The organism is Clostridium porci (assembly GCF_009696375.1).
GTDB lineage: Bacteria > Bacillota > Clostridia > Lachnospirales > Lachnospiraceae > Enterocloster > Enterocloster porci.
The window spans coordinates 71,967-87,972 of record NZ_VUMD01000007.1 but is presented as its reverse complement, the minus strand read 5'-3'; the positions used below and the strand labels follow the sequence as shown (position 1 = coordinate 87,972).

Genomic DNA, 16,006 nt, shown 5'->3' with positions numbered 1-16,006 from the left:
AATGAAACAATCTTATGACGCTATTATTCTGGGAGCAGGCTTATATGGTCTCTATTCAGCGCTTCAGCTAATCCAGATCCTGGATAAAAAACGGGGGGGGGGGGATGATAAAATTATAATTTTAGAAGCGGATCCTACTCCTTTCAGACGAGCAACCTATATCAATCAAGCACGGGTTCATAATGGTTATCATTACCCTCGATCCTTTTCAACTGCCATAAAGTCTGCACATTATTTCAAGCGCTTTATAGCAGATTATTCCTTTTGTATTTTGACAAATTTTGATCAGGTATATGCTACCTCATCCAAATTTTCTTGGACCAATGCTGCACAGTTCCGCCAGTTTTGCCAGACTGCCGGTATACGCTGTGATGATGTCGCTCCAGATAAATATTTTAATAAAGGGATGTGTGACGGAGCGTTCTTAACAGAAGAATATACCTATGATGCTCGTATTTTAAAGGAATATTTTTTAAACCAGTTGAAACGGTATCATAATGTAGAAATTGTTTATAATAGGCATATATCTAAAATTCAAAAAAGTTCTACACATTTTTCGCTGTTTATGGAGGATGGCGATTACTATGAAACGGATTTTCTTCTCAATGCTACCTATGCATCGACAAATCAATTAACAGCTATGATGGGATTCGAGCCGTTTAGAATCAAATATGAGTTGTGTGAAATTATTCTTTGCAGGACCAATAAAGCTCTGCAAAATGTAGGAATCACCGTTATGGATGGCCCTTTTTTTTCGATTATGCCTTTTGGAAAAACAGGACTGCATTCCCTGACATCCGTGACCTTTACGCCTCATACTGCTAGTTTTGATACGTTACCGACCTTTCCATGCCAAAGCAAAAGTCATGGATTATGCTCCCCCCACAGGTTGGCTAATTGCAATGATTGTTCGGCTAAACCTGAATCAGCTTGGGCCTACATGTCTAATTTGGCAAAAAAATACCTGAAAGAAGAATATGATTTCTCTTATGAGAGCTCCTTGTTCTCCATGAAGCCAATTTTAAAGGCTTCTGAGATCGATGATTCCAGACCAACCATTATAAGGAAATATTCGTCTCACCCGACTTATATCAGCGTGTTGTCTGGTAAAATTAATACAGTATACGATCTAGATGAGGTGTTAGAAGATGTGTTTAAATAAAGAAAAAAATTTTGTTTCTGCCGTTGTTTATATCTGTAATCATGAACATGAAATAACTTCATTCCTGAAAATGCTAAATGCGTGCTTCAAAGAAAACTTTGAAAAATACGAAATAATCTGTGTAGATGACGGTTCCTCAGATAACAGCATTGCGGCAATCAGGGCGCATGCGGCTGAATATGCAGAGGATATGGTTTCAATTGTACATATGAGTTACTATCAGGGTTTGGAATTGGCGATGAATGCCGGTGTTGACCTGGCAATTGGTGATTTTGTATTTGAATTTGATTCTCCAGTGATAGATTTTCCCCAAATTATGATTAAGGATATTTATTTCCATGCATTAACCGGATATGATATTGTCACCGCTGCCCCAAAGGAACAGGATCATCAGGCTGCTGCCCTTTTTTACTCTATATTCAACTGGGCGTCCAGGACTCAATCTATACTCAGAACAGAATGCTTCCGTATTTTGTCCCGCCGGGCTATTAACAGGGTTCATTCAATGAGTGCGGTTATACCATATAGAAAAGCAGTCTACGCTAACTGTGGATTAAATACCGACGTATTGTTTTTTGATGGGAAAAAGACAAAATTGCCTTTGAATAAACAGATGAAATACAGCCAGCAGGAAACCGCTATTAATGCGTTCGTACTGTATTCAGACTTGGCATGGCGCTGTTCGGTGTTTGTATCTATGCTAATGTTGGGCCTCGTTCTTGGCTGTGGATTATATACAATTATTATTTATTGCAGCGGGAAACCAGTGGCTGGCTGGACGACAACCATGCTTTTCTTATCCGTATGCTTTACTGGAATATTTATATTATTAACTGTTCTGATTAAATATGTATCACTTATTTTGAAATTAAATTTTAGTCGTCAAAATTATGTGATAGAATCCATTGAAAAATTAAAGTAAATCATATTTGTGCTGCTGTAGAGCGGCGGATCGGAGATAAAATAATATGAAAACCGCACTTGTTGGTTATACCGGTTTTGTGGGATCGAATTTATCAAACAGCCATGCATTTGACAGGTTATATAATAGCAGTAATATTACAGATTCGTTTGGAACGAAGCCGGAACTTTTAATCTATGCTGGAATACGAGCTGAAAAATTTCTTGCAAACGCTAATCCGAAAAAAGATTTGCGCTCTATGGAGCAAGCCTTAGAAACAATACAGCGTATCGCTCCAGGTAAGCTGGTTTTGATATCTACTGTTGATGTTTATCCCAATCCTCAAAATGTAGATGAGCGATCAGAGATTTTACCAAATGAATTGCAGGCATATGGGCTTAATCGTTTCTATTTAGAAAGTCAAGTAAGAGAATTATTTCCATCAGCCCTGATTTTGCGGCTCCCCGCGCTTATTGGTATAAATCTAAAGAAAAATTTTATTTATGATTTTATTCACCGGATTCCGTCTCTGCTGGATGTATCTAAAATGGAGGAGCTGTCCAAAGCAATTCCTGACTTAAGTTACTATTATATTAAGCAGGAAAATGGATTTTACAAATGCGTCTCTTTAAATATACAGCAGAAACAAACTCTGACCCAGGCTTTTGAAAAAATTGGTTTCACAGCTTTAAACTTTACAGACAGCCGTAATTCTTATCAGTTCTATCATTTGAAATATTTATGGAAGGACATAAAACGAGCGTTAGAATTAGAGATTCCTTTATTAAATTTAGCTACCGAGCCTATTACTGTTAGAGAGCTTTATCAATATCTTACAGGAGGAAGCTTTGAAAATCATATTGGCGGTCATGGAATAAACTATGATTTTAAAAGCATCTATTCCACACAGTTCGGAGGCCAGAAGGGATATCTGTATTCTGCCAGACAAATGAAAGAGGAAATCCGCAAGTTTGTTCAAAACCAATTTAAAAAAGAGGGAGGATTGTAGTGGTTAAATTGTCTATTTCAAATATTGCTTGGGAAGCTGCTGATGATAATCTTTTGTACGTAAGAATGAAGGAAATAGGGTATACAGGATTGGAAATTGCCCCCACACGGGTATTTTCCCTGTATCCCTATGAAAAGCTGTCTGAGGCAAAAAAATGGGCTTATAATCTCAAAAACACTTATGGATTATCTATTTCCTCTATGCAGTCTATTTGGTTCGGAAGAGCTGAACGGCTCTTTGGAACCCAGGCTGAGCGAAACATCTTAATAGACTATACTAAGCAAGCCATTAAGTTCGCTGTGGCTGTTGGGTGTGGAAATCTGGTGTTTGGTTCCCCTAAAAATCGAAACCGCCAGATAGATGAGGCAGAAGAACTGGCTATTTCCTTTTTTAAAGAAATAGGTTGTTATGCTGCAGACCATAATGTTATTTTGTCTTTGGAAGCGAACCCGCCTATTTACCAGACTAATTACATAAATACTACTAAGGAAGCGATTAACTTAGCAAAGGAGGTAGGAACTGATGGAATTCGGGTAAATCTGGATTTAGGAACTGTGATTGAGAATCAGGAATGTTTAGAGGATTATGCAGCAGATTTGTCCTGGATTCATCATGTACATATTAGTGAGCCAAATCTTAAGAGAGTGAACTGCCGGGACATACATCAGGAGCTGAAGGCTCTCTTAGATTTAGGATATTCTGGCTATGTATCTATCGAGATGCAGAAAGGTGCAGATGTTAACACGATTTTTCGTATCATGGAAGAAGTGAAGGAGGTGTATTATGAAATATGAAAACCTGTCAGGTATTCCGGACTTTGAATCGAATGAGTATTATCCGAGAACTTCCAGTTATTGTATCTGTATTCCGGTTATTAATGAAGGGAACAGGATAAAAAATCAGTTAAAAAGGGCAATGAAAGCAAATGTTTCTGACAAGGCGGATATCATCATCTGCGACGGAGGCTCTACAGATGGCTGCATAGACGAATTAGAAGGCCTGGGCGTAAATACATTGTTAATTAAACTTGGCTCCGGCCGCCAGGGGGCTCAACTTAGAATGGGATTTTGGTTTGCACTGCAGAGAGGGTACCAAGGGGTAATTACCATGGATGGGAATGATAAAGACAGCATTGAAAATGTGCCGGCTTTCATTGAAAAGCTGGAGCAGGGGTATGACTTTATTCAAGGTTCACGCTTTATTCCTGGCGGAAGAGCTATACGAACTCCATTAGTTCGGTACTGGTCCGTTCGATTGATTCATGCCCCCATCATTTCACTGACTGCCAGGCATTGGTATACAGATACGACAAATGCTTACAGAGGTTATTCTGCTCGTTATCTAAAAGATAGCCGGGTACAGATCTTTCGAGATGTTTTTGCGGCTTACGAGCTTTTAGCTTATCTTTCGGTTCGTGCTTCCCAAATTGGGATGAAAGTTTGTGAAATTCCTGTAACCCGTGCATATCCAGAATCTGGGAATATACCGACTAAGATTTCAAAGCTGCGCGGGAATACGGAATTGATGAAAATTCTGATTTTAAATTTTCTGGGGAGATATAAGCCAAATAGGATGGAAGATTAATCGTTGTCTCATTTGGGACAACAAATCTTCTATATGCTTACGGGGGTTTAAACAATAAGAAAGAGAATATGCCGGCATAAGAAAATGGAATCGTTTAGGTGGTATATTATAAAAGCCAGGTTTGTTAACCCGGCTTATACATTAAAATAAATTATAAATCACCAATCAATAACTTTATTAACGATTAATTGCTGTTCTGTACTGGTTTTTCTTAAATAGATTCTTGTGGTTTCAATATTTTCATGTCCCATTAAATCTGCCAGCAAAGCAATATCATTAAATCTTGCCAAAAAGGTTTTAGCAAAAAGATGCCGGAAGGAGTGGGGATATACCACTGCAGGATTAATATTATACTTAACGGCCAAACTTTTAAGCTGAATTGCAACACCCCTTGATGTAATCAGCCTTCCCTGCCGGTTTAAAAATACAAAGCCGCTGGTGCGATTAAGCTTCTTCAGCCAGTCTTTTGCTTCATTTTGCAAGGATTCCGGGATATACAGCCTTCTCAATTTTCCTCCTTTTGAATATAAATCTAGATAGCCGATATTAATATGTTCTGCTTTAATCTGAAGTAACTCGCTTATTCTGGCTCTGGTTGCGGCTAAAAAACGAATAACAAAATACCATAGCATATCATTATTGCTTTTCAAGCAATTCTTAAAATAGATATAGTCAGCTTCGCTGATAACATTTTCCAAAAAATTTTTGTGCTGCATTTTAACAGAAGGGATTTTTAAGTTTGTTTTGTTAATACATTCTAAATAGCAATTTATTGCTCGGATTCTTAGGTTGACTGTTTCTGGCTTATAATTTTCAATAAGCCAGAGCTTGTACTGTTTAAGGTTTTTACGTGTAATGCTGCCATAGTTTTTCTTATATTGTTTAAGCGCAAATGAGTATGAAGTGATGGTGTTCTCAGAAAGATTATGGCTTTGTAAATATTCTTCAAATTCATCTATCATGGCGTATGCCCCCTTTCCAAAGGATTGTAACACAATTCGGGCAATGAATTTAAGGTGGGGGATTAGTTGATTCTTTTGTTTTGATATGTTATGATAAAATGCAGTAGGACAACAAAAGGAGAAATGGACAATGGGTAATCAAGATTATGAACAGGAAATAGATTTAAAAGAATTGATGTTTGCTGTGTTTCATAAATGGCGTGGGATTATATTAACAGCTGTTATATTTGGCATTTTATTCGGGGGATATAAACTGGCTGTAGGTTTAACCAGCAAAGAGGATACTGAAACTGTTCAGCAAGCCCAAGAGGATTATAATGATAGTCTGGAAACGTACAAATATACTTTGCTTCTATATGAAAGAGAATTAGATACTCTGAGAACTCAGATTAAAAACCAGGAAGACTATCTATCTAATTCAATTATCATGCGGCTTAGCCCTTATCACAAAAATGTGGCTTCTGCAGATGTTTTTGTAAAAGCTATCCCGCAGGATGCTATGGAGGATGGTCAGATGCTTACATTTGACCCGGCAGATTCTATTCTTCGTGCGTATGAATCCCTAATAAGCAGTGCAGCTCTTGAAAAGATTGAAGGTATCGATACAGAGGGCGCTTATTTGAGAGAATTGGTGACAACTGCTGTAGATTATGAAGGTAATATGTTAACGATTCAGACAACCTATACGGACGCACAGGGAGCAAAGGCTCTCAGAGATGCTTTGCTGGAGAAACTTCAGGACAGGGAGGCTGAGCTGCAAACGGATTTTGGAAAGCATACAATTTCTTTTGTAAATAAGACTGTTTCTGTCATCACTGATTCGGGTTTATACGATTTTCAGCAGAGGGCTTCGAATATGTTGACAACATTGCAAAAGTCATTTAATGATAAAAAGGAAGCGTTAAAAAATATGAAGGAGCCTGTTGCCCCTTCTGCTATTTCAACTACAGTAAACTTAAAGAGCAGTGTTAAATATGGGGTGTTGGGAGGAGGGATTGGCGCGTTTTTATCCATATTCTGCATTTGTATAGTATTCCTTATGAGTGACAAATTGAAGTCCGAAAGAGAGATTAAAAACCGCTTCAGTTTAAAGATTCTGGGTGTTTTTGCTCAAGTGCCAAAGAAAAAAGTATTTTCACGTGTCGACAGATGGCTGGACAGAATGGAAGGTAAGTCTTCTAAAAAGCCGGCAGAGGTGTATGAGATTATGGCAGTGAATGTCAGAAACTATATGACAGAGGGCCAGGATATTATGATTTTAGGATCGGTATCCATGGAGAAAATGGCTGCGATTGCAGAGGAATTGAAAACGAGGGTATCTGGAGCTGAAATTCATATAGGACAGGATGTAGGAATTTCAGCAGAAACCTTGAGGCTTTTGCCAGAAGCAGGACAGATTATTCTGGTGGAAGAAAGAGGGGTTTCTAAAAACTGGGAGATTCAAAATCAAATTGAGGTGATTAAAAGCCTGGATAAATCCATCATTGGATGTGTGGTTTTATAAAGGGAAGGTTTAATCATAGGTGGGGTGTTGAATTTTTTGCTAAAGGCTGGCAAAAGCAAGGTTTTAGATTGCTTCTGTCAGCTTTTCGTGACTACCTTTAATCTTACTGCAAAGAAATCCAGGGTAATTGTTTCAAGCTATGCTTTTATATTTTACAACCTTTGGGGCAACAGGGCGGAAACTCCGTAGAATACCATGCCAGCCTTTGAAGCGGCAGTATAGAGCGGTATCGACTGATCCCATGATATTCGGCATCATAGGACTTATATTGAGGAATAAAGTTTTTTGCCAAATAAGGCATAGGATGCCTTATTTGGCCCATACTCTCCATAAAGTAGCGGCTTACAGACAGCAGCCGGATATGGAGGAGGCGGAAATGAGATTACCAAAACATATAGGAATTATTCCCGATGGAAACCGCAGATGGGCGGTGAACCAGGGAATGGGGAAGGCGGATGGCTACGAGCATGGCATATCGCCGGGTATGAGCTTGTTTTACATGTGCAAGGAGCTGGGAATTGAGGAAATGTCCTTTTATGGTTTTACCGTAGATAATACAAAGCGTCCCTCCCAGCAGCGCCAGGCGTTTACGAAGGCTTGTGTGGAGGCGGTGGAGACCTTGGCTAAGGAGGACGCAAGTCTGCTGGTTTTGGGAAATACCCGGTCAGCCATGTTTCCTCAGGAACTTCTGCCTTATACTGAAAGGCATAATTTCGGCAAGGGAGGAATGAGGATAAACTTCCTGGTCAATTATAGCTGGGAGTGGGATTTTGGGCTTAAAGAGGGACATATTGGGCCAATGCTAAAGTCTAGGGAGGTTTCCAGGATTGATCTGGTCATCCGATGGGGAGGCAGAAGAAGGCTTTCTGGTTTTCTGCCGGTTCAATCGGTTTATTCGGATTTTTATGTGGTGGATGATTACTGGCCGGATTTTAAACGCCAGCATGTAACGGATGCTTTAGCGTGGTATTCCAGGCAGGATGTTACCCTTGGCGGATGATTCTTACTTTAGGGAGATAGCTGGTGGATGAAACAGTGTGATGGAAAATAGATTATATGGATAATATGCTCTAAAGCTACGAATATTCAGTAAATCAAGAGAACATACTAATCCTGGAGGTGATACAATATGAGTCCTAAGGAATTAAATTATGTGGAGGATGCCTTAAGCCATGAGAAATTTTTGAAGGCACAGTGTCAGGAGGCAATTCAGAATCTCCAGGATCCGGCTCTTAAAAATCAGGTACAGCAGATGTTTCAAAAGCATCAGCAGATTTTTGATAATTTTTACAATCTTGTATAAGGAGGGAACAGTTTATGGATGACAGGTGTATTATGGAGAGCCTTCTTCTGACGTCCAAAGGCGTATGCGATCTGTATATGCACGGAACCATTGAGTCCTCTACGGCCAATGTGCACCAGACCTTTCATCAGGCATTGAGTGATAGCTTGTGCATGCAGGATGAGATTTATAAGCAAATGTCAGCGAAAGGCTGGTATCAGACGGAGCAGGCTGAGCAACAGAAGCTGCAGAAGGTTAAGAACCAATTTGCCGGTATGTAAGAAAGTAATTCTCATAGAAGGTGTCCCAAAAGTCACTTTAGACTCAACGCTATGCCATATATAGACTTTTACCTGTTGTGAAATCTATATACGGTATAATGTTTGAAATCAGGATGACTTCTGGGACATTTTCTTTTGGAGGTTAAATAAAACCTTGGCTACGGGCGTTCATACATTCGTTTTATAATATCTACGGTTTTATCCATCCCCAGACGGCTCAAATTAAAAAGCATTTGGTGGGAGTCGATGCTGCCCCATTTACGGTGGGTGTAGTTCTCATAGTATGTCTTTCGCCTGCGGTCAGTGGACTTGATAGCGTTTATAGCATCCTTTTTAGAGAAGCTGTACCGCTCCATAATACGGCGTGTCCTGTCCTCTATAGAGGCACACAGGAACACATCAATAAGGTTAGGGTAGCTGCGCAGCACATAGTCGCCGCAGCGTCCTACAATAACGCAGGGGCCCTTCCTGGCCAGTGTTTCGATGATAATGGTCTGTGTTACATAGGTGCTGTCATTTAGAGAAAGCCCATATCCTGTGACGGAGTTGGGCTCCTTGGAAATCTGATAGGATGCCAGAAAGGTGGTAAGGGCGGATTCATCCACCTCCTCAACTTTTATAGGAGATTGGCCCATTTTTTCTGCGGCCATTTCCACCAGGCTTCTGTCATAAAGGGGAATGTCTAATAGCTCTGACAGCTTCTGGGCCACCTCATGGCCTCCGCTGCCGAATTGACGGGCTATGGTTATAATCTTATGGCTCATAGTTCCACTCCTTTCCCAGATGCATCTGATGTAAAACAGGTTTCTATATGTGTTATTATAACATACTATTTTCGCAAAAGATATTAAAAATTGGAGAAATTGTAGGAATATTAGTCCTTTTTGATTTCTGCATTATGAGAAATGCTGGTAGCGGCTGCTTCGCCGCGGGAGCGCATCCGGTTTTCATGCATCATTTCCCAGATGGTATCGTGCATCCATTTTACGGTGTCGCTTAATATTTTGTTCTCTGTATCCAGGGCCATAATGACATTATTCATCTCGGCAATGACTTCACGGCTGTTGTACTGTTTGTGGGGTTCAGTCATCCTTTTTAAAAGGGATGGGTTGGTTTTAAGGATCTCCCAGGCCAGGAACTTGTCCCTGTCCTCACAGCTCATGTCCATAAATTCTGTATAATGCATCCGCACCATTGTCATAGTTTCCTGGATACAGCACTTGGGACATTGGGGATGGCGCGACGTCTGGTAGTAGGCGTAATGGCCGCATTTCGGGCAGTAAAAAACAGCTAGCTCTCTCATAATGTCATCTCCTGATTAATACTCAATAATATAGATAGCGTTTGATTTGCCAAAATATACCATGATTAGAGAGGTTTTTTAAAAAATCAGCATAATATACAAAAAAACGGCAGACGGATTAGTCAGTCTGCCGTTGAAATCTCGCCTGTAAAGTGAACGGATGCGTAGAAATCAGGCGGGATTGTTAAATTACTTTGAAAGCGAAGCCTATGCTGGCGCTTACTGGATAACACCTTCCGTATTTACAGTCCATACGGTGCCATTTTCATCCTTAAAATCCTTAAAGCCGCTGCCAAGCTCTGGTTTAGCAGTGGATTTGGAGCTGGAGCCTGCCTTCTGAACTGCGCCATTGGTGTTAATGAGATACTGCTTGCCATCCAGCTCTACTGGCGCAAACCGGAGATCTGTATCTGCTTCCTGGCGCAGTCCGTAGATATAAAGCACATTGTCCTTTACGCCGTGGAAGCCCTGTCCTTTTCTGGAACCTTCTGTATGGAAGTACCAGTTCTGGGTCTCTCCTAAATCCTCGTCAAAGATTGCCTGCTTGCCGGTCTTCATAATGCCGTCATCTCCAAAGTAGAAGTTGGCAATACCGCCCTCCTCCAGGTTTACAACCTGCTTGCCGGTCTGCATTTCACCTTTTGTATTGAAGGCATATTTCTTGGAATCAACGGTGAACAGCTCCAGGCCTTTCTCTGCATAGTAAGGCTGTCCCTTCTTAAAATAGAAGGTGTAAAGCTCTGCCTCTTCGCTGATGCCCTCGGCGCCCTCTATGGTTCTCCAGCCCTGAGCACGTTTTCCATCCTCATCATAATACTGATAGCCTGCCACTGTAGGCTCTGTGGTGGTTGAAGCAGCCTCGGAAGGGGTTGCCTCTGTATCTCCGGCAGTCACAGGCATCTTAAACCAGCCTGTCTGCATGCGTCCGTCTACGAAGGTGTAATACTCGCCGTCTATCTTCTGGTCGATGGCATGTTCAATGCGCTTTCCGCCGTTGTCATAATAGTACCAGGATTCTGTATATTCAGAGTCGTCATTTTCATCTGCCAGAAGGAGCCAGCCGGTTTTTCTGCTGCCATCCTCTCCCAGATAGTAGTTATAGCCGTCTACATTGATGGAGCCAGTCTCCATGTGGCTGTTCTCGTTAAAGTAATACCACTGTCCGCCGATAGAGGCCCATTTGGAAGTGATGGCCTTACCGTCTCTGCCATAGTAGTAGTGCAGCTGCTCTGGAGCGTCTTCCTCGCTCCAGAAGTCCTCATTCTCTACGGAAACCCATTTGAAGGTTACTCGCTTTCCGTCTTCTCCTACGTAATACTCATCAATCTGCATATTTGTGGCAGGAATGCCGTCAGAATCCAGGTAATACCAGTCATCACCGTTTTTCTTCCAGGTATCGGTTACGGGCTCTCCGTAGGAATCCAGATAATGCCAGTTTCCGTTTTCTTCTGTCCAGCCGGCGCTTTTAGCAAAGGCAGTTGAGGCATTGTTAAAAAAGCCAGGGGCTGTGGCCGCCATAAACATTGCAGTGGATAATACAGCCAGAACTTTTGTCTGTTTTTTCATAATATTGAATCTCTCCTTTTTGGTATATGTGTTTGTCTGTGGCCGAACATCCGTCGTTGCATTACGTGGATCATTATAGCCGAGCTTCAGACAGAAAGATAGTGCGTGTTAATGGAAGTTCTGGAAGCTGTTGGGGGTGAGGGGGGAACCCCTTGAAAAGAAGGCGCAGGGCCTGTAAGCAAACGATCAGAGGTAATTTGTAAGATAAAATATAGTATTCTTTTGCTATATTTTATGATATACTCACTCTAGCGTAATGTTTTATATGGGCAATGAAATGAGGAGGGATACTGGTTTTATGAGAATGAAGCTTTCGAACTATGTAGCGTCCAGACTGGTTGAAGAGGGGATTCGCCAGGTATTTACCGTGACCGGCGGAGGAGCCATGCATTTGAACGACGCCCTGGGACATCAGGAAGGGCTTCACTGCATCTATAACCATCATGAGCAGGCCAGCGCCATTGCTGCGGAGGCATATGCCAGAATTCACAACCGTATAGCGGCCCTCTGCGTTACCACAGGCCCCGGGGGAACCAATGCCATTACCGGGGTGGTAGGAGGCTGGCTGGATTCCATTCCTATGCTTGTACTGTCAGGTCAGGTTCGCTATGATACCACTGCGCGCTGGTCCGGCTTGGGCATCCGCGCTATGGGGGACCAGGAGTTTGATATATGTAAGGCGATTGAGTGCATGACCAAGTATTCGGAGATGGTAATTGAGCCCAGGCGTATCCGCTACTGTGTGGAGAAGGCTTTGTATCTGGCAAGGTCAGGACGTCCCGGACCGTGCTGGCTGGATATCCCCTTAAATGTCCAGGCGGCCTGGATTGAGACTGAGGAGCTGGTGGGCTTTGACGCCGCTGATTATGAGGCAGGAGGGAATGGTTGGGCCGGCAAAGGCGAAGGCTTACAGACAGCAGAAGATGAGGCTGGACAGGGAGAGCGCCGTCAGTCGCTTCCTGAGAAGGTAAAGCCGGCCGTTGCCCTTGAGATTATAAAGAAAATACGGGGAGCGAAGCGGCCTGTGCTTAATGCGGGCAACGGAATCAGGCTCGCCGGCGCTCATGACGTATTTATGAGCGTAGCGGAGAAGTTGGGCATCCCTGTGGTAACAGGCTGGGACAGCGAGGACTGTATCTATGATGCTCATCCCCTTTATGTAGGCCGGGCCGGAAATATGGGCGACAGGCCGGGGAACTTTGCCGTTCAAAACAGCGATCTGGTATTTTCCGTAGGTAGCCGCCTGAGTATACGGCAGGTGGGATATAATTACGAGACCTGGGCCAGAATGGCGTATGTGATTGTCAACGATATAGATGAAGAGGAGCTTAAGAAGCCTTCTGTACACTGCGATATGAGGGTGCATGCAGATGCGAAGGACTTGCTGGAGCAGATGGACTCCCTTTTAGATGAAATGATTGAGAAGGAAGGAAGCGCTCTGCCTGACAGCGTAAGCTGTCCGGGAAAGAAGCAGCTATTTGACGGAGGCCTGGGGCTTAGGGATAGGAGCTGGAGCCATACCTGCGCCATGTGGAAAAGAGAGTATCCGGTTATTATGGAGCATCATCTGGACCGCACAGATGAGGAGCCGGCTAATGTATATGCCTTTGTAAAGGAGCTTAGCAGCCGATTAAAGGAAGGTCAGATAACGGTGGTGGGCAACGGTTCCGCCTGTGTGGTAGGAGGACATGCATACATTCTGAAAAAGGGACAGAGGTTCATCACGAATTCGGCAGTCGCGGCTATGGGTTATGATCTGCCGGCTGCCATCGGTATCTGGGCATCCTCGCGGGTAAAGGAATGTTATAGCCAGGGGGCGGACAGAAGCGGGGAGGATCTGATTCTTTTGACCGGAGATGGAAGCCTCCAAATGAACCTTCAGGAATTACAGACCATTATCCATCACAGGATGGGAATTAAGATATTTGTGATTAATAACGGCGGGTATCACTCCATCCGTCAGACCCAGAGGAATTTCTTCGGAGAGCCTTTGGTGGGAATCGGTGTGGACAGCGGGGACTTAAGCTTCCCTGATCTGGAAAAGCTGGCGGCTGCCTACGGCTATCCTTATGTGGCCGCTTACCATAATAGCCAACTGGCAGAGGCAGTGGAAAGGGCTTTGGCTACGGAGGGGCCGGTTATATGCGAGGTATTTGTAGATTTGGAGCAGAAGTTTGAGCCCAAGGCCTCAGCAAAGCGGCTGCCGGATGGAACGATGGTTTCACCTCCTTTGGAGGATTTGGCTCCCTTCCTTCCTGAGGATGAGATGGATGCCAACATGATAATTCCACGGATTAAGGACTAGAGCCTATTCAGTTAGACCCTGGCAGCGTCTGCTTCGGAACAGGGTACAGGCTGTGGGGCAGGAAAGGAAGTAGAGCGTATGCGGGTAGTGGTAACGGGAGCCACTAGCTTTATTGGAAGAGCAGTCACAGAAGCGCTTTTAGAGGAGGGGCATCAGGTGTTTGCGGTGGTGCGTCCTGATTCTTCCGGCAGCCGTGAGCTGCCGGAGAATAAGAACTTGACGGTTCTCTGGTACAGCCTGGGTGAGATAGGCGGCCTTCTAGATGAGCCTCTGCTTAAGGAGGGGGTAAAAGGCTGGCTCCATCTTGGGTGGGAGGGAGCCGGAAGCGCCAACCGCCAGAACCCGGAGGTTCAGGCCAGAAACATAGGCTATGCTCTGGAAGCGCTTAAAGCAGCGGCGGCTCTGGGCTGCAGCCGCTTCCTCTTCAGTGGTTCTCAGGCAGAATACGGCATCCTGGAGGGGGATATGAGAGAGGATCGGGAATGCTGTCCTGTGTCAGAGTATGGAAAGGACAAGCTGAAGGTCTTAGAGCTGTGTACCAGGGAGGCACAGCAGCTTGGCGTCACCTATCTCCATGCAAGAATCTTCAGCGTCTACGGGCCGGGAGACCATCCATGGTCCCTGATTTCTACCTGCATGGATACCTTTTTAAAGGGAGGCAGCATAGCGTTGGGAGACTGCACCCAGATGTGGAATTTTCTGTATGTCAGGGATTGTGCAAAGGCTCTGGTGAGCCTTCTGCTTGCCAAAGCCCCCGGCGGCGTGTATAATGTGGCAGGGGAAGAAAGCCGTCCTCTAAAAACCTATATTGAGGAGCTGCACAGGCTTTGTGGAGGAAGGGGTGTCTGCCAATACGGAAAACGTCCTCCTAATGCGGAGGGGGCAGTGTCCCTCAGGCCGGATATTAAGAAGCTGCAGAAAACGGTTGGATTCTGTCAGGAGACATCTTTTAAAATGGGAATCCGCTATATGATAAATGTCAGAAAAGCTGCGAAAAAGGAGACAGACACATGAAACGATGCATTGCCTGCGGCGCTCCGCTTTGGGAGACGCCGCTGCTTACATTAAATAATATGCCCGCATCGGCCCAGCACATGCCCGATGCCTCTCAATTAGGGGAGGAGCGGGGAATGACGCTGAATCTGTGCCAGTGCATGGGCTGCGGCCTGGTACAGTTTGATTGCCAGCCGGTAGATTATTACCGGGATGTGATACGCGCTGGAGGCTATTCCAAAACAATGGTAGAGCTGCGGCGGTATCAGTATAAGCACCTGATTGAGGACTATCATTTGGAGGGCAAGCGGTTCCTGGAAGTAGGCTGCGGACAGGGAGAATTTCTTAAAATACTGGAGGAATTCCCGGTGGAGGCTCATGGAATCGAACATAACCCCCGACTGGCAGAGCTGGCCAGAGCCCAGGGACTGGATGTCAGAGAAGGGTTTGCAGAGAGTGAGAAAACCTGCTTTCCGGGAGGGCCTTATGATGTGTTTTTGTCCTTTAATTTTTTAGAGCATCAGCCGGACCCTAACGGTATGCTTCAGGCCATATACCGGAATCTTAAGAATGATGGAATAGGACTTATTACAGTGCCAAGCTTTGAATATATTATGGATCACAGCAGCTACTATGAGTTGATCCGAGATCACATTGCCTACTATACATTTGATACCCTTCTGCCTCTTTTGGAGCGCAATGGATTCCAGGCGGAGGAATGTGAGGTCATTAATCGGGATACTCTGTCGGTAATTGTAAAGAAGCGCTCCCGGATGGAGGCGGGGAATCTGCTGGACTGCTGCGTGAATCTGAAAAAGGAGATGGAAACCTATCTGAAATACCTGGATGCCTGGGGCAAGAGGGTGGCAATCTGGGGAGCCAGCCACCAGGGATTCACCCTGGCAGCTACCACTAAGCTGGGGAAAAAGGCCGGATACATCATTGATTCTGCGCCTTTTAAACAGGGGAAATTTTCCCCTGCCTCCCATCTGCCTATCGTAGCCCCGGAGTATTTTTTTGAGCATCCGGTAGAGGCGATTATTATTACGGCTCCCGGTTATACAGAGGAGATAGCTCTATGCATCCGTGAGAAATTCGGCAAGGAGATAGAGGTGAGAGCTATGCGCTCCAATCATCTGGAATTGATATAAAAA

At 43.9% G+C, this 16,006-nt stretch carries 16 protein-coding genes; 12 read left to right on the top strand and 4 right to left on the bottom strand.

The genetic code is table 11. The features are described from left to right. Nucleotide 1: 1 nt before the first annotated feature. Genes FYJ39_RS09505 through FYJ39_RS09485 form a run of 5 tightly spaced genes read left to right on the top strand, consistent with a single transcriptional unit; the run spans nt 2 to nt 4,656 of the window. Complete coding sequence (locus tag FYJ39_RS09505; protein ID WP_154472229.1) at nt 2-1,162, top strand: FAD-dependent oxidoreductase; 1,161 nt, start codon at nt 2-4, stop codon at nt 1,160-1,162. Then, the gene (locus FYJ39_RS09500) at nt 1,149-2,084 is read left to right on the top strand and encodes a glycosyltransferase (RefSeq protein WP_154472228.1); all 936 of its coding nucleotides are present in this window, start codon (nt 1,149-1,151) and stop codon (nt 2,082-2,084) included. The genes FYJ39_RS09505 and FYJ39_RS09500 overlap by 14 nt, the downstream gene beginning before the upstream one ends. A 46-nt stretch (nt 2,085-2,130) precedes the next feature. Further along, nucleotides 2,131-3,072: an NAD(P)-dependent oxidoreductase gene (locus FYJ39_RS09495; protein ID WP_154472227.1), complete on the top strand. Its 942-nt coding sequence runs from the start codon at nt 2,131-2,133 to the stop codon at nt 3,070-3,072. After that, a complete protein-coding gene (locus FYJ39_RS09490; protein WP_328597537.1) occupies nt 3,072-3,866 on the top strand; it encodes a sugar phosphate isomerase/epimerase family protein in 795 nt (264 codons plus the stop codon). The genes FYJ39_RS09495 and FYJ39_RS09490 overlap by 1 nt, the downstream gene beginning before the upstream one ends. Continuing rightward, nucleotides 3,856-4,656: a glycosyltransferase family 2 protein gene (locus tag FYJ39_RS09485; protein WP_154472226.1), complete on the top strand. Its 801-nt coding sequence runs from the start codon at nt 3,856-3,858 to the stop codon at nt 4,654-4,656. Before FYJ39_RS09490 ends, FYJ39_RS09485 begins: the two co-directional genes overlap by 11 nt. 158 nt (nt 4,657-4,814) lie before the next feature. On the opposite strand, the gene FYJ39_RS09480 is transcribed toward FYJ39_RS09485, so the two are convergent. After that, complete coding sequence (locus tag FYJ39_RS09480; protein ID WP_154472225.1) at nt 4,815-5,618, bottom strand: tyrosine-type recombinase/integrase; 804 nt, start codon at nt 5,616-5,618, stop codon at nt 4,815-4,817. A gap of 130 nt (nt 5,619-5,748) precedes the next feature. Here FYJ39_RS09480 and FYJ39_RS09475 point away from each other — a divergent pair, with 130 nt between their 5' ends. The 4 genes from FYJ39_RS09475 (at nt 5,749) to FYJ39_RS09465 (ending at nt 8,685) form a co-directional block, all read left to right on the top strand. Then, nucleotides 5,749-7,122 (top strand): hypothetical protein, encoded by a 1,374-nt coding sequence (locus FYJ39_RS09475; protein ID WP_154472224.1) that lies wholly within the window; start codon nt 5,749-5,751, stop codon nt 7,120-7,122. 376 nt (nt 7,123-7,498) lie between these two features. Next, nucleotides 7,499-8,122 carry an undecaprenyl diphosphate synthase family protein gene (locus FYJ39_RS09470; protein WP_154472223.1) on the top strand — a complete coding sequence of 208 codons (624 nt, stop codon included), beginning with the start codon at nt 7,499-7,501 and terminating at the stop codon, nt 8,120-8,122. A 129-nt stretch (nt 8,123-8,251) separates the two neighbouring features. Then, nucleotides 8,252-8,425, top strand: a complete 174-nt coding sequence (locus tag FYJ39_RS20480) for a hypothetical protein (RefSeq protein WP_178257716.1) — start codon at nt 8,252-8,254, stop codon at nt 8,423-8,425. 14 nt (nt 8,426-8,439) lie between these two features. Then, the gene (locus FYJ39_RS09465; RefSeq protein WP_154472222.1) at nt 8,440-8,685 is read left to right on the top strand and encodes a spore coat protein; all 246 of its coding nucleotides are present in this window, start codon (nt 8,440-8,442) and stop codon (nt 8,683-8,685) included. 158 nt (nt 8,686-8,843) lie between these two features. Here the strand turns inward: FYJ39_RS09465 and FYJ39_RS09460 are convergent, their stop codons facing one another. The 3 genes from FYJ39_RS09460 to FYJ39_RS09450 all read right to left on the bottom strand — a co-directional run bounded on the left by FYJ39_RS09460 (nt 8,844) and on the right by FYJ39_RS09450 (nt 11,554). Further along, on the bottom strand, nt 8,844-9,449 hold the full coding sequence (locus tag FYJ39_RS09460) for a cytidylate kinase-like family protein (RefSeq protein ID WP_154472221.1): 606 nt from the start codon (nt 9,447-9,449) through the stop codon (nt 8,844-8,846). A gap of 110 nt (nt 9,450-9,559) precedes the next feature. After that, nucleotides 9,560-9,988, bottom strand: coding sequence for a hypothetical protein (locus FYJ39_RS09455; RefSeq protein WP_154472220.1), 429 nt, complete (start codon nt 9,986-9,988; stop codon nt 9,560-9,562). 219 nt (nt 9,989-10,207) lie between these two features. After that, the gene (locus FYJ39_RS09450) at nt 10,208-11,554 is read right to left on the bottom strand and encodes a cell wall-binding protein (protein ID WP_154472219.1); all 1,347 of its coding nucleotides are present in this window, start codon (nt 11,552-11,554) and stop codon (nt 10,208-10,210) included. 298 nt (nt 11,555-11,852) lie between these two features. Between FYJ39_RS09450 and FYJ39_RS09445 the strand changes: the two genes are divergently transcribed. The 3 genes from FYJ39_RS09445 (at nt 11,853) to FYJ39_RS09435 (ending at nt 16,003) form a co-directional block, all read left to right on the top strand. Continuing rightward, nucleotides 11,853-13,859 carry a thiamine pyrophosphate-binding protein gene (locus FYJ39_RS09445; RefSeq protein WP_154472218.1) on the top strand — a complete coding sequence of 669 codons (2,007 nt, stop codon included), beginning with the start codon at nt 11,853-11,855 and terminating at the stop codon, nt 13,857-13,859. 78 nt (nt 13,860-13,937) lie between these two features. Further along, on the top strand, nt 13,938-14,873 hold the full coding sequence (locus FYJ39_RS09440; protein WP_154472217.1) for an NAD-dependent epimerase/dehydratase family protein: 936 nt from the start codon (nt 13,938-13,940) through the stop codon (nt 14,871-14,873). After that, nucleotides 14,870-16,003 carry a class I SAM-dependent methyltransferase gene (locus FYJ39_RS09435; RefSeq protein ID WP_154472216.1) on the top strand — a complete coding sequence of 378 codons (1,134 nt, stop codon included), beginning with the start codon at nt 14,870-14,872 and terminating at the stop codon, nt 16,001-16,003. Before FYJ39_RS09440 ends, FYJ39_RS09435 begins: the two co-directional genes overlap by 4 nt. Nucleotides 16,004-16,006: the final 3 nt, after the last annotated feature.

Bases quoted from the DNA above. Each gene is read 5' to 3' on its own strand.
- FYJ39_RS09505 (WP_154472229.1), top strand. From the start codon at position 2: ATGAAACAATCTTATGACGCTATTATTCTGGGAGCAGGCTTATATGGT.
- FYJ39_RS09500 (WP_154472228.1), top strand. From the start codon at position 1,149: ATGTGTTTAAATAAAGAAAAAAATTTTGTTTCTGCCGTTGTTTATATC.
- FYJ39_RS09495 (WP_154472227.1), top strand. From the start codon at position 2,131: ATGAAAACCGCACTTGTTGGTTATACCGGTTTTGTGGGATCGAATTTA.
- FYJ39_RS09485 (WP_154472226.1), top strand. From the start codon at position 3,856: ATGAAATATGAAAACCTGTCAGGTATTCCGGACTTTGAATCGAATGAG.
- FYJ39_RS09480 (WP_154472225.1), bottom strand. From the start codon at position 5,618: ATGATAGATGAATTTGAAGAATATTTACAAAGCCATAATCTTTCTGAG.
- FYJ39_RS09475 (WP_154472224.1), top strand. From the start codon at position 5,749: ATGGGTAATCAAGATTATGAACAGGAAATAGATTTAAAAGAATTGATG.
- FYJ39_RS09470 (WP_154472223.1), top strand. From the start codon at position 7,499: ATGAGATTACCAAAACATATAGGAATTATTCCCGATGGAAACCGCAGA.
- FYJ39_RS20480 (WP_178257716.1), top strand. From the start codon at position 8,252: ATGAGTCCTAAGGAATTAAATTATGTGGAGGATGCCTTAAGCCATGAG.
- FYJ39_RS09465 (WP_154472222.1), top strand. From the start codon at position 8,440: ATGGATGACAGGTGTATTATGGAGAGCCTTCTTCTGACGTCCAAAGGC.
- FYJ39_RS09460 (WP_154472221.1), bottom strand. From the start codon at position 9,449: ATGAGCCATAAGATTATAACCATAGCCCGTCAATTCGGCAGCGGAGGC.
- FYJ39_RS09455 (WP_154472220.1), bottom strand. From the start codon at position 9,988: ATGAGAGAGCTAGCTGTTTTTTACTGCCCGAAATGCGGCCATTACGCC.
- FYJ39_RS09450 (WP_154472219.1), bottom strand. From the start codon at position 11,554: ATGAAAAAACAGACAAAAGTTCTGGCTGTATTATCCACTGCAATGTTT.
- FYJ39_RS09445 (WP_154472218.1), top strand. From the start codon at position 11,853: ATGAGAATGAAGCTTTCGAACTATGTAGCGTCCAGACTGGTTGAAGAG.
- FYJ39_RS09440 (WP_154472217.1), top strand. From the start codon at position 13,938: ATGCGGGTAGTGGTAACGGGAGCCACTAGCTTTATTGGAAGAGCAGTC.
- FYJ39_RS09435 (WP_154472216.1), top strand. From the start codon at position 14,870: ATGAAACGATGCATTGCCTGCGGCGCTCCGCTTTGGGAGACGCCGCTG.